At 44.4% G+C, this 13,799-nt stretch carries 8 protein-coding genes; 1 reads left to right on the top strand and 7 read right to left on the bottom strand.

Annotation, left to right across the window (positions count from 1 at the left end; all coding sequences use genetic code 11):
• The 5 genes from OCV47_RS14700 to OCV47_RS14720 form a co-directional block, all read right to left on the bottom strand.
• Positions 1 to 1,774: sensor histidine kinase (locus tag OCV47_RS14700; RefSeq protein WP_262655809.1), on the bottom strand; the 1,774-nt coding region annotated here is incomplete at its 3' end.
• Positions 1,771 to 2,469 (bottom strand): response regulator transcription factor, encoded by a 699-nt coding sequence (locus tag OCV47_RS14705; protein ID WP_117447877.1) that lies wholly within the window; start codon positions 2,467 to 2,469, stop codon positions 1,771 to 1,773. The genes OCV47_RS14700 and OCV47_RS14705, both read right to left, overlap by 4 nt.
• Before the next feature lie 100 nt (positions 2,470 to 2,569).
• Positions 2,570 to 3,346 (bottom strand): ZIP family metal transporter, encoded by a 777-nt coding sequence (locus tag OCV47_RS14710; protein ID WP_262655810.1) that lies wholly within the window; start codon positions 3,344 to 3,346, stop codon positions 2,570 to 2,572.
• 222 nt (positions 3,347 to 3,568) lie between these two features.
• Entirely contained in the window at positions 3,569 to 4,564 is a 996-nt protein-coding gene (locus OCV47_RS14715; RefSeq protein ID WP_262655811.1) for a helix-turn-helix domain-containing protein, read from the bottom strand.
• A 248-nt stretch (positions 4,565 to 4,812) separates the two neighbouring features.
• A complete protein-coding gene (locus OCV47_RS14720) occupies positions 4,813 to 6,066 on the bottom strand; it encodes a DNA polymerase Y family protein (protein WP_262655812.1) in 1,254 nt (417 codons plus the stop codon).
• Positions 6,067 to 6,574: 508 nt separating this feature from the next.
• Here OCV47_RS14720 and OCV47_RS14725 point away from each other — a divergent pair.
• Complete coding sequence (locus OCV47_RS14725; protein ID WP_262655813.1) at positions 6,575 to 8,236, top strand: diphosphate--fructose-6-phosphate 1-phosphotransferase; 1,662 nt, start codon at positions 6,575 to 6,577, stop codon at positions 8,234 to 8,236.
• Between the two features lie 123 nt (positions 8,237 to 8,359).
• Here OCV47_RS14725 and ppdK read toward each other — a convergent pair whose 3' ends face one another.
• Both ppdK and OCV47_RS14735 read right to left on the bottom strand, forming a co-directional pair.
• Positions 8,360 to 10,987: a pyruvate, phosphate dikinase gene (ppdK, locus tag OCV47_RS14730; RefSeq protein WP_256297411.1), complete on the bottom strand. Its 2,628-nt coding sequence runs from the start codon at positions 10,985 to 10,987 to the stop codon at positions 8,360 to 8,362.
• Positions 10,988 to 11,290: 303 nt separating this feature from the next.
• On the bottom strand, positions 11,291 to 13,624 hold the full coding sequence (locus OCV47_RS14735) for an Ig-like domain-containing protein (RefSeq protein ID WP_262655814.1): 2,334 nt from the start codon (positions 13,622 to 13,624) through the stop codon (positions 11,291 to 11,293).
• Positions 13,625 to 13,799: the final 175 nt, after the last annotated feature.

Below are 13,799 nucleotides of genomic sequence, written 5' to 3' on the forward strand. Positions count from 1 at the left end.
CTTCTGTCGTTCTGGAAGCATCCCCTCTGACGAAACGTTCCATCAGTTCTTCTTCTGAGATGTTCAGTGCTTCTCTGGATGTATTCCGGAAGATGATCACTGCGCTGTTTCCGATCCGTTCCAGAGACAGATACACTCTGGTACCTGGCTGCGCATATTTGCAGATATTATTCATCAAATTGTCAAATACTCTCCACATTCTTCGTCCATCTGCCATGATTCGAATCTCATTTTCTGGCTGGGATGTCACCAATGTCAGATTGGCATTTTGCAGTTTTTCCTCATACTCTCCCCCTGCCTGCGTAAGGAATACAGCCGCATCACATGCAGCCAAATTGACTTCCAGATTACCGGTGGATGCCTTGGATGCTTCCACCAGATCCTCAATCAGTCTCTTCAGCCGGACAGACTGACGTACCAGCACTTCTGCATATTCGGTGATCTTCTCATTCTCACAGGATTCTTTTCCAATAAGATCTGCATAATTGATAATCGATGTCAGCGGTGTCTTGATGTCATGAGAAACATTAGTGATCAGTTCCGTCTTCATCCGCTCACTTTTCAGCTGTTTTTCCACAGCCAGGCTCATACCGCTGGCAATGCTGTTCAGGTCTTTTCCCTGTTTCTTAAAATCTCCCCTCATGCCTTTGGTGTCAATCTGATAAGACAAATCTCCTTCTGCCAGAGCTGTAGCCCCTTTCTGAAGCCTTCTGATTATCCATGCACCATAAAATATAACAGGAAGCAGGATCAGCTTTTCCAGAAACCACAGCGTCACCAGGATGCCTGTATCATAACTGAATGCCACGATTCCCAGGAACTCAAGAAAGGAAAGAATGCCAGCTCCAAGAACTACTTTCCAGATCATTGGAAATTCCAGCAGCATAGCCCAGATTCCAACGCAGATTTTTTTCATCAGATGAAGACACCAGTAAATGACTGTATTTTTCCACAGAGTCTTTTTCTTCGCACGCACTGCTATACTCATGCAAAATCCAAGAAAAATATTGCCTGCCAGAAGAACGCCCAATCCCAGAAAAACAGCATTTACTATTCCATTATCTGTCATCATACCGGCTGGAATCCCAATTGCTGCGCATGCCAGCATTCCCAGTATCCATGTCAGCAAATCTGCCGGTATCGCATACAATGGTCCCGGACAGATCTCGCCGTTGTCTCTCCTGCGGCCGCTGACGCTCATGAGCGTGACAAAACTTAAAAGTCCGAACACAAATGCCAGTGCCATAATCACGTATATTGTATACCGAATCTTATATGCTATATGAACACCCTTTTCTGCCCATGCATATTTATCCGACTTTGCCATGGAATCGTCTATATTGAAATGAATCGTGCCATATTTCTGAGAAGGATTATGTTTTACAGACGATTCATACAACTGATAATTCCATATATCATCTCCATCCTCGTATACTATATAATATCTGGTATATTGCCATTTGATTTTTGTATCCTTTTTCCCGGCTTTTACCTTTCCATCTGTTCCCACAATCTGCCAGGTCAGATTTCCAGTTTCCCCGTCCTCTTCTTCCGACAGCATATCATTTTCTGCTCGCCATGCCAGTGACTGTCCGTCTCTGTACAACAGGCCGTCAAATACCTCTTCCCGCAGATCCGATTCTTCTCTGGTATAAAAATCCTGCTCTACCAGAACCATAGAGCCTGCAACTGCCGCTGTAAATATCACCCCAAAAATTCCGCAGAGCAAAAATAAAATCGTTTTTCCTGCTGCTGTTCTGAAAAACTGTCTCATATTTCCCGTCCTTTCTCCAGCTTGTATCCCTGTCCAAATACCACCTTCAGGTATCTTGGCTCAGCCGGATTGATCTCTATTTTTTCCCGGATATGGCGGATGTGTACCGCAACCGTATTGTCGGTTCCGATTGGTTTTTCCTTCCATACCTGAGAATAGATCTCCTTTGGTGAGAATACTTTGCCCGGATTGGCAAGAAATAATTTCAGAATTTCAAATTCTTTTGGTGTCAGGGTGATCTGTGCGCCATCCACATAGACCTCTTTTTCTTTGTCCCGCAGTTCAATGCCGCCTACACTATAGTTCTCACTACTTTGCGTTCCTCCGCCCAGCTTCAGATATCTGCGCAGCTGGGACCGGACTCTGGCCGTCACTTCCAGTGGATGAAACGGCTTGGTGATATAATCATCAGCTCCCACATTCAATCCCAGTATTTTGTCCGCATCTTCGCTCTTGGCAGTCAGCAGAATAATCGGAATATTACTCTTCTCCCTGATCTTTGTCATGGCTGTGATGCCATCCATCTGTGGCATCATAATATCCATCAGGATCAGATGAATCTCTGTGTGCTCCATCAGTTCCACCGCTTCTTTTCCATTATAAGCCTCATATATCTGATAATCAGGATCAGACAGATATATTTTTAAAGCATTGACGATGTCTTTTTCATCATCACAAATCAAAATATTCGGCATAAAAAGTCCCTCTCCTTTTCTCTTCTCTCATGTACCTATTGTACTACAAGTACCCTTTAAGAAGAAAGTAGGAGAGGGATTAAGATTTGATGAAGGATGCTTATCCGAGGGCTACGTCCAGAATCATCATGATACTGAATCCGACTGCAAAAAAGATGGTTCCCAGATTGGAGTGTTCGCCCTGAGACATTTCCGGAATGAGTTCCTCTACCACGACATAAAGCATGGCACCAGCTGCAAAGCTGAGCAGATAAGGTAACACCGGGACAATGAAGCCGGATGCCAGAATGGTCAGTACTGCACCTATCGGTTCTACAATGCCAGAAAGCACTCCTCCGGCAAAGGCTTTGGATTTTTTTATTCCCTCTGCCCGCAGCGGCATGGAAATAATGGCGCCTTCCGGAAAATTCTGAATCGCAATTCCCAGTGATAATGCCAATGCCCCTGCCGCGGTAATTCCACTGTTTCCCAGACGATAGCCGGCATAAACTACACCGACAGCCATACCTTCCGGAATATTATGCAACGTCACTGCCAGAATCATCATTGTCGTCCTTTGCAAATTGCTGCCCGGTCCTTCCGCTGCCTCACTGTTCTGATGCAAATGCGGAATTGTCCTGTCCAGTAACAACAAAAAAAGTATCCCAATCCAGAAGCCAGCTGCTGCCGGGATAAACTGCCATGTTCCCATCGCTGCTGACTGTTCCAGTGCCGGGATCAAAAGACTCCAGATGGATGCTGCTACCATGACTCCAGACGCAAATCCGGTCAGAGAACGCTGCACCCGATCACTTAAACTGTGCTTCATAAAGAAAACACAGGCCGCTCCAAGAGATGTGCCGAGGAACGGAATCAGAATGCCATATACTGTTTCCATATGAATGCTCCTGTTATTTTACATGATATAAGTCTTTTTTATTATAGATTAGTTGTTGCTAACTGTCAATTATTTTCCTTTCTTCACATATCAAATTCTTCTCTCGTATATCTCTATGCCGTTTTCATTTTAAAAATGCATATTCATTCTATTCTCGATACCATAGATTTTTTCTTTTACTGTTTATTTATAGAAGAATTTTACAGGCATTACAATAAAAACTTATTCTCCCTCTTTTACTGTTATGCTGATGATGGCTGATACTGCCCCGAACAATACTCCGGCCACCGGCCACACCAGCCAGGTGAAATCCCATCTCTGTGTCCAGAAGCTCCAACCAAGATAGATGGCAGTTGCCGTGCACCAATATATACTGGCAAAGGTGTCCTTTTTCTTTTTGACCTGCTTTTCTTTTCTTGAATAATCACCCTCCTGCAACAACATATCATAGCTGCCTTTGATGATACAGACACGGACGATCAGATAGACACCGCGGGCTACCAGGATCAGCAGAAGAGAAACGCTGGCTGTTACTACATAATCCGGTGCTTCCATTGCCATTACCATAAAAAGTGGAATGACTGCCAGGATACACAGCACCACTCCAATGGCCATGCCTTTTAAGAAGCAGCTTTCGTACTCTTTTCGCTTCTCTTTTACCAGTCCGGTTACTCCATAAGCTGTCTCGATCTGCTCGAACTCCAGATATTCATATGTTTTCCCCTGGAGACCGCCTGTGATGAAAATGAAGACTGCTGTTGCCACCATAATCATCAATATGGTCAGTCCCACTCCTGTAGCCATATTTTCTCTCAGTCCCCAGATATGAGAATCTGCCAGCCCTAACAAGAAAATCAGCAACACCGGGCTTAAAATACAAAGTGCCACGGCACCGGCCATCCGTGGTGCCAATTTTCGTTTCCAGTTCAGAATTTCGTTAGCCTCTTCCATCGATACCATATGCACTGATCTTTCCTCGGCACTGCCATATTCTGTGCTTCCCTGATTCGATTCTACTTCTATTTCATCTCGCAGCAGATAATCGGTGCTGACCTGGAACAACTCTGCCATCCGGATGATCTTCTGCAGATCCGGTGTAGACTGGGCGCTCTCCCACTTGGAAACAGCCTGTCTGGAAACGGATAATTTCTCTGCCAGTTCTTCCTGTGACCAGCCATTCTTTTTTCGTTCTTCTGTAATCTTTTCTGATAAGATCATACTCACATCCTCCATACATATTTTTGAGTTCTGGCTCACCACCTGCACTTTAGATTTTCCGGTGGGAGATTTCATTTATTATCATACGGATTTTTCTGGTTGCATGCTACCAATTGAGGCTGGAAATCTGTCAACTGGTGGTTGCAACCGCTGGTTTCTTCAGCATTTCTACGGATAATCGCAGATAAAACATATCTCTTTCGCTGGCTGTATCCATTCAGGAACCATGTCTTGTTTCTTCAGATTCTCTACTGTTCATCATTTTTCTTTCGACCATTCTCCATCTGTGCCTTTGCCTTTCTGGCAATTCTTCCTGACACGTTCATAGTGCTGGCACGGCTGATCTTATCGTTACCAAATTTTTTTCGAATGTTATCCATAGCTTCATCCAGCTTCTTCTGCTGTTCCCGCTTCTTCGGATCCTCAAACAGAGACATCTGTATGAAGTCATCTTCTGTCAGTCCAGTCAGTGCCACCCCTATCAGGCGTAACGGCTGACCACTCCATGATTCCTGAAACAGCTGTCTGACATTCTGATAAATCTCATTGGTCACATCCGTAGGGTTGTCCAGCTTGCGCTGATGGGACTTGTTCTTGAATTCCAATGTTCGAAATGATACCGCTACACAGTTACATTTCTTACCTTCTCTTCGCATTCTCGCTGCCACAATATCGCACTGACTGAGCAGAATCGGAAAAATCTGCTCATAGGAAACAATATCTTCATCAAAGGTAGTCTCCACACTGATACCCTTTGCTTCCTCCCGCTGTGCTTTTACCGGAGAATCATCGATCCCGTTGGCTGACAGATATAGCTGATGTCCGGCCTTTTCACCCAGCAGCATCTGAATCTCCTTTTCATTTGCCCGTGCCAGATCGCCAATGGTACGAATCCCGTTCTGCACCAGCTTTTTCTCCGATGCTTTTCCAAGAAACAATAAGTCTCGCACTGGCAGCGGCCACATCTTTTGTGGCACTTCTTCCGGGTACAGGCTATGTACTTTATTTGGCTTTTCAAAGTCGGATGCCATCTTTGCCAGAAGCTTGTTTGTAGAGATCCCCACATTTACCGTAAAGCCCAGCTCCCGGTAAATCCGATCTTTGATCTCGCAGGCTGTCACCACCGGATCCGGATAAATCTGCCCGGTTCCGGTCATATCCAGAAACACCTCATCAATGGAAAACGACTCCATCACCGGCGCATAGGATGCACAGATACTCTTAAATGCCTTCGAACACCGGTCATACAGGGCAAAATCCGATGGGACACAGACCAGATCGGGACACTTCTGAAGTGCCATCCCCATCGGCTCGCCTGTCTGAATGCCATACTTCTTCGCCGGTATAGACTTGGCCACCACGATCCCAGTCCGTTTCTTCGGATCGCCGCCGATACAGGATGGAATCTCCCGCAAATCCGGTAATCCCTGCTTTACTCTCTTCGCTGCTTCCCAGGAAAGGAAAGCACTGTTTACATCCACATGAAAAATGAGACGCTGCATTTGTTAATCTCCTGCCTTTGCTGTAAAGCCAGACCAATCAATCTATCTGCCTGGTCTGCCAAATTCCTTTAATATCCATGTTTTTCCAACTTGTCGAACACCTTTTATGATTTTAAAAATACTTATATACCTGTTACTTATGGTTTTATTATAAGAAGAATTCCGTAAATAAACAACAAAATCACACAATTCTTTATAATTGTATGATTTTGTTCACATTTTTCCATATAATTTTGTGATTACGATACTCTTACATCCCGTGTACCTCATCTCCCAGTTCACCGACTTTCGTATCATATCCGTCTGGCACTGTCTGGAATTTTCTATATTGATAAACTTCTTTGGCCTGCGGCTTGGTTATGTTCGTACCTGTGGCGACATGTTTCCTGAAATAAAATGATTCATTGCATAAAATGCCGAAGTTTTTCCACAAATAGTTTACTTTTTCACGGAAATGTATTAGAATTTGAATGTATGTAAAATTATACATAAAAAGGAGATTGAAAAAATGAATATTTCACCGCTTCAGAAAGCAAGATACGAGTATACTCCAAAACTTCCTGGAATGCTGAGACACGGCATTGCAGATATCTGTGTAAAAGAGGGAGAAGCAACTCAGAGTGTAGCTGATCAGGATAAGATCAAAGCTCTTTTCCCAAATACTTATGGAAAACCAGAGATCACTTTTGAAAAAGGACAGAACACTTCTGCTGCTAAGAAGCAGGTCGTAGGTGTGATCCTTTCCGGTGGACAGGCACCAGGCGGACACAACGTGGTATGTGGTCTGTATGATGCATTAAAGGCTACCAACCCTGAAAACGTACTTTACGGATTCAAGGGCGGCCCAAGCGGTCTGATCGAAGACAAATATCTGATCTTTGATGACGAATATATCAATGAATTCCGCAACACAGGTGGTTTTGATATCATCGGTTCCGGAAGAACGAAACTGGAAACAGAAGAACAGTTCGCAATCGCTTCTGAAGTATGCAAGAAGCACGGCATCACTGCTATCGTAATCATCGGTGGTGATGACTCTAATACAAACGCTGCTGTTCTGGCTGAATATTTTGCAGCTCACAATACTGGTGTTCAGGTTATCGGATGCCCGAAGACCATCGACGGTGACTTAAAGAATGAAGATATCGAATGCTCTTTCGGTTTCGATACCGCTACCAAGACCTACAGCGAACTGATCGGTAACATCGAGAGAGACTGTAACTCTGCTAAAAAGTACTGGCATTTCATCAAAGTCATGGGACGTTCTGCTTCCCACGTTGCTCTGGAATGTGCTCTGAAGACTCAGCCAAACATCTGCCTGGTTTCTGAAGAGGTTGCTGAAAAGAAGATGTCTCTGTCTCAGATCGCTGATTATATCGCTGATTCTGTAGCAGAAAGATCTGCAAACGGCATGAACTTCGGTGTTGCTATCATCCCGGAAGGTGTTGTTGAATTCGTTCCTGAATTCTCCGTACTGATCCAGGAAATCAACGAACTGCTTGCAGGAAGCAAGGCTGATGAATTCAATGCACTGCCAACATGGGCTGACAAATATGCGTTCATCGAAAAAGGTCTGACAAAGGAATCCATGGCTGTATTCGCCATCCTTCCACAGGCTATTCAGCAGCAGCTGTTCCTGGAAAGAGACCCACACGGAAACGTACAGGTATCTCTGATCGAATCTGAGAAGCTGTTCTCCGCTCTGGTAAAAGATAAACTGGAAGCAAGAAGAGCTGCAGGTACATACAGTGGCAAATTCAGCCCGCTTCATCATTTCCTTGGATACGAAGGAAGATGTGCATTCCCATCTAACTTCGATGCAGACTACTGCTACTCCCTGGGATACAATGCATTCATGCTGATCCAGTATGGTTACAACGGATACCTTTCCAAAGTATCTAATCTGTCTGCACCAGCCAGTGAATGGGTTGCAGGCGGTATGCCAATCACCAAGATGATGAACATCGAAAGAAGACACGGTGAAGACAAACCGGTTATCAGAAAAGCTCTGGTTGAACTGGACGGTGCACCATTTAAATATTTCGAATCTCACCGCGAAGAATGGGCAAAAGATACCTGCTTCGTATATCCGGGAGCAATCCAGTACTACGGACCAACAGAAGTGTGCGATATCACAACTATTACACTGGCACTGGAACATCAGAAATAAATCTTAGGTAAAATGAATTCCCTCAGAGTTTTGGCTCTGAGGGGATTTTTTACGTTTCAAAAATCCCCCAGATAGCTGCTGATCAGTTATCTGGGGGATTCACTTTATTGCTTTTTTATCTGCTTATTTCATCTCTGCAATTGCTGCCTGTGCTGCGGCCAGTCTGGCAATTGGTACGCGGAACGGTGAGCAGGATACATAATCCAGTCCGATCTTGTGGCAAAATTCTACGGATGATGGATCTCCGCCGTGTTCGCCGCAGATACCGATGTGCAGGTTCGGATTTTCTCCCTTACCAAGCTGGATTGCCATTTCCATCAGCTTGCCGACACCATTCTGGTCAAGTTTTGCAAATGGGTCGTTTTCGAAGATCTTTCTCTCGTAGTATGCTTCCAGGAACTTGCCTGCGTCATCACGGGAGAATCCGAAAGTCATCTGTGTCAGGTCGTTGGTTCCGAAGCAGAAGAAGTCTGCATCTTTTGCGATCTCATCTGCGGTCAGAGCTGCACGAGGAATCTCAATCATGGTACCTACCTGATACTTCAGGTCTGCGCCTGCTGCTGCGATCTCTTCATTTGCAGTATCTACCACTGTCTTCTTTACAAAGCGAAGCTCTTTGTCATCACCGATCAGTGGAATCATGATTTCCGGACAAATACTCCAGTCTGGATGTTTCTTCTTTACGTTGATGGCTGCACGGATGACTGCTCTTGTCTGCATCTTGGCGATCTCCGGATAAGTAACAGCCAGACGAACTCCACGATGTCCCATCATTGGATTGAATTCGTGCAGGGAATCGATGATACCCTTGATCTGTTCTACGGTCTTGCCCTGAGAATCAGCCAGCTTCTGGATATCTTCGTCTGTCTGTGGTACGAATTCATGCAGAGGCGGATCCAGGAAACGGATAGTTACCGGGTTGCCTTCCAGTGCTTCGTAAAGTTTCTCAAAATCACTCTGCTGAACCGGAAGAATCTTTTCCAATGCTGCTTCTCTTTCTTCTACGGTATCGGAGCAGATCATCTCACGGAATGCATCAATTCTGTCTCCTTCGAAGAACATATGCTCGGTACGGCAAAGTCCGATACCTTCTGCGCCCAGTTCTCTTGCTTTCTTTGCATCTGCTGGTGTATCTGCATTGGTTCTTACTTTCAGTCTTCTATACTTATCAGCCCATCCCATGATACGACCAAATTCGCCGGCGATCGTAGCATCTACGGTCTTGATCACGCCATCGTAAATATTTCCGGTGGAACCGTCAATGGAGATCCAGTCTCCTTCATGGTATTCTTTTCCGGCCAGTGTGAACTTCTTGTTTGCTTCATCCATATGGATGTCACCGCATCCGGATACACAGCAGGTTCCCATTCCACGGGCTACTACTGCTGCATGGCTGGTCATACCACCACGAACGGTCAGGATACCCTGGGATGCCTTCATACCTTCGATATCTTCCGGTGAAGTTTCCAGACGAACCAGAACGACCTTCTTGCCCATTGCATGCCATTCTTTTGCATCATCTGCAGTAAATACGATCTGTCCACATGCAGCTCCCGGTGATGCTCCCAGTGCTTTTGCAACTGGAACAGCCTTAACCAGTGCCGTCTTGTCGAACTGTGGATGAAGCAGTGTATCCAGGTTTCTAGGATCAATCATAGCTACAGCCTTCTGTTCAGTGATCATACCTTCATCTACCAGATCACAGGCAATCTTCAATGCTGCCTGAGCAGTTCTCTTACCATTACGTGTCTGAAGCATATACAGCTTTCTGTCCTCAATAGTAAACTCCATATCCTGCATATCACGGTAATGATCTTCCAGTGTCGCACAGATCTTGGTAAACTGATCATATACTTCCGGCATTACTTCTTTTAACTGATCGATTCTCTGAGGTGTTCTCACACCTGCTACTACATCTTCTCCCTGAGCGTTCATCAGGAATTCACCCATCAGATGCTTCTCTCCTGTCGCCGGATCACGGGTAAATGCAACACCGGTTCCGGATGTCTCACCCATATTACCAAATGCCATCATCTGTACGTTTACAGCAGTTCCCCAGGAATATGGGATATCGTTGTCACGACGATATACATTGGCACGAGGATTGTCCCAGGAACGGAATACCGCTTTGATCGCTTCCATCAGCTGAACCTTTGGATCTGTCGGGAAGTCTGCACCGATCTTTTCTTTATATTCTGCCTTGAACTGATTAGCCAGCTCTTTCAAATCTTCTGCTGTCAGCTCTACGTCCTGTGTTACGCCCTTGGATACTTTCATCTTGTCAATCAGTTCTTCAAAATATTTCTTTCCAACTTCCATAACGACATCAGAGAACATCTGGATAAATCTGCGGTAGCAGTCCCATGCCCATCTTGGGTTGCCGGATTTCTCAGCCAGGACTTCTACTACCTCTTCATTCAGACCAAGATTCAAAATGGTATCCATCATGCCCGGCATAGATGCTCTTGCTCCGGATCTGACAGATACCAGCAGTGGATTTTCCTTATCTCCAAACTTCTTTCCAGTGATCTCTTCCATCTTCTCAATGTATTCCATAATCTGGCCCTGGATTTCATCGTTAATCTTTTGACCATCTTCATAGTACTGAGTACATGCTTCCGTTGTAATCGTGAAGCCCTGTGGCACAGGAAGTCCCAGATTGGTCATCTCAGCCAGATTCGCGCCCTTTCCTCCAAGAAGGTTTCTCATGTCCGCATTACCTTCTCTGAATAAGTAAACCCATTTTGTCATACTCAAATTCCTCCTAATAAGAATTGCGAAAACAATGCTACATCAGCCTGCTGTTTGTTTCATAACAGGAATATTTATGGCGCAAAAAACACCGGTTGTTTTCCCGGTGTGATTTACTACCCTGTTGTAGCTGCACATAATTAGCATAACATATTATACAAATTAGTCAAGGTATTTTTCTTCTATTTCGTCATTTTCATATCGTTTTTTTGTTTTTATACAAATTTCCCTCTATTTTTATCTATATCTTTTTTCTGTTTCTCCGTATTATCTTATTTATTTTTGACGAAAAGTAATATCATTTTACTTTTTTACAGTGACCCAGATCACTTTTTTCTTCTTTCCTGCCTTCACAGTAATCTTTGTTTTTCCTGCTTTTCTGGCTATGATTTTACCGTTTCCAGATATTTTTACAATCTTTGGATTGGCACTGGAAAATGTAACCTTCGTCTTGCAGGTAAAAGGGCTCACTGTGACTTTACAGGTTGTACGCTGTCCCTTTTTCAAAGTAATACGATTAGACTTCAGCCGGCTGCAGGCAATGCGTAAGCTGACTGGCTGTACCGCTTTTTTCTGTACCTTTACCTTCACATTGGCTGTTGCTCCACTTGCCAGTGTCACTGTAATGATGGTTGTTCCTGCCTTTTTAGCTACTATCTTTCCCTTTTTACTGACTGTGGCAACTGTCGGCTTACTGCTCTTCCAGCTGACGATCCGGTCTCCCTCTGCCATATCTGTCACTTTCAGACCAGTAGTAGACTGTTTTATCTGAAGGACAATATTGGATGTATTTAATTGTACAAAACGGGGCAGCCGATCTAATTTTCTCGTCTGTATGCTGCTACAGCCTGTATTCTGACACCTGCGTTGCATTTCTCCCTCTTCCAGTACCGTGGCCTGACGGACTGTCTGCCATTCGCCATATCTGTGTCCAATGGCAGATACGATCTTCGTTTCTGTTTTCTTGCAGGTCTGGCAGGTTCGTACCTGACCTCCATTTGTTTCACAGGTGGCAGGTATCGTCTTCCATTCTCCATACAAATGACCGGTGGCAGGAAGTGTTTCCTTTTCTTCCTTCTGGCAATTCTGGCAGATTCTTACTCTTTCTCCATCTGTTTCGCAGGTAGCAGGTATTGTCTTCCATTCTCCATACTGGTGTTCTTCTGCTGCCTCATAAGATATGGTCTTCCGATCTCCACACAGCACACAGACAGTCGTTTTTTCCCCTGTCATATGACTTCCGCAATAAACCAGAAGGGAAATCTTCCATGCATCGTATTCATGATACCTATCCGCTTCCAGAGACGGCTGTACAAACCGAAATGCAGTTTCAGGTTTTGTTGAAAATGTCACATAATTGGTTCGTTCTTCCGATATTTTGTAATAGACACCGTCTGACTCTGAACCGGCAAACAGATAGCGATTCGATAACGTATTGCCATCATCCCAGGTAACATCTACCATATACCAGCCACCATCCAGCAACACATAGTTCCACATATGTGCTCCGTCTGAGCTGGTCTTATGAACGGTTCCTGATCCCAGGACACAGGTCAGACCCATTCTGTTGCACAAGATTTTAAATGCTTTGGCGTAGCCCTCACACACTACTTTTCCATTATAAAAAGTGCCGTAGGCGCTGTGCGCATAAGTTCCTTCCTGATATACACATTTGGCGCAAATGTAATCATGAATTTGTTTCATTTTCCGGGCATCAGACATGTCTTCTGTAAATCCTGCACTGATACTGTTTACTGCATCTGACACATTGGTTTGGAATTCTGAGACACAGTTCTTTGCTCCAGTCCAGGATTCATTACCAGAAACGGTCACACTGCTTATTTTTCCTGTAGCACTTCCATCTGAACGAATAGTCCATATGATCGTATATCCAAATGTCACATTCTTCAGCCAGAATATCTCCGGACAATCATAAATACAGGCATCGAATCCTCCCTGAATACTTTTGCGAAGTGTTTCCATTACCTTGCCATAAGCAGGATCCAGCTTTATCTTTTCATCTGTGCTTGTGCCATCCGCTGCAATCCATCTCCACTTTCTTTCACCCGCTTCATTTGTCACATAAGTACCTGTTGTTTCAAAGGTCAGTGATGTACTAAAGTTGACAGTAAATTTATCTGTTCCTCCATTTCCCCACGCTTTTTTCATGGCGTCATAGACATCTCTCGCACTTTCGTTCAGCTGATCTCCATAACACTCCAGAAATTGTACTGTCGATCTGGCACGTCTGCTACCTCTTCCAGTCAGGAAACCGCCATCTGTTGCACTTCCTGCTTCTGCAGATTCATCGAACAGTTCTTCTCTTTGAATCACTGTCTGAGAATCCTTCTTCTCCTCCGCCTCTTCAGAAAATATGCCTTCTTCTTCATTTCCACTTTGCATATCCAGGATCTGTTCTTCTTCCATCTCTGTCTTATCCGGCGTACTGATCTCTGTCACATCTGATTCCTGTTCCTCAGATTCTTCACTCTCTTGTCTGCCATATCCGGACTCTGTATATTCTGATTCTACTTCCACCTCTTCCGCATGAACCGAACACATTCCCACCTCGGTTATAGCTGACACTGTCAGCACAACAGCTACACCAATAAGTATTCTTTTCCATCGTCTGACCATTTTTTCTTTTCCTTTATCTTTTTGTCTATCTTCCTTTTTTCTTTCAATATACGCAAATATCATCAAAAAATCAATCGTAAATAATTACGATTGATTCAGACTGTAGACAAAGCCCTGCTTTTGCAGGGTTTTGCTATTGTTGGAACCGCTTTTCTGATATAATAAATATCAGAAG

The organism is Muricoprocola aceti (genome assembly GCF_025567005.1).
Classification (GTDB): domain Bacteria; phylum Bacillota; class Clostridia; order Lachnospirales; family Lachnospiraceae; genus Marvinbryantia; species Marvinbryantia aceti.

Coding starts and splice junctions, on each gene's coding strand:
- OCV47_RS14725 (WP_262655813.1), top strand. CDS start 6,575: ATGAATATTTCACCGCTTCAGAAAGCAAGATACGAGTATACTCCAAAA.
- OCV47_RS14705 (WP_117447877.1), bottom strand. CDS start 2,469: ATGCCGAATATTTTGATTTGTGATGATGAAAAAGACATCGTCAATGCT.
- OCV47_RS14715 (WP_262655811.1), bottom strand. CDS start 4,564: ATGATCTTATCAGAAAAGATTACAGAAGAACGAAAAAAGAATGGCTGG.
- ppdK (WP_256297411.1), bottom strand. CDS start 10,987: ATGACAAAATGGGTTTACTTATTCAGAGAAGGTAATGCGGACATGAGA.
- OCV47_RS14720 (WP_262655812.1), bottom strand. CDS start 6,066: ATGCAGCGTCTCATTTTTCATGTGGATGTAAACAGTGCTTTCCTTTCC.
- OCV47_RS14710 (WP_262655810.1), bottom strand. CDS start 3,346: ATGGAAACAGTATATGGCATTCTGATTCCGTTCCTCGGCACATCTCTT.
- OCV47_RS14735 (WP_262655814.1), bottom strand. CDS start 13,624: ATGGTCAGACGATGGAAAAGAATACTTATTGGTGTAGCTGTTGTGCTG.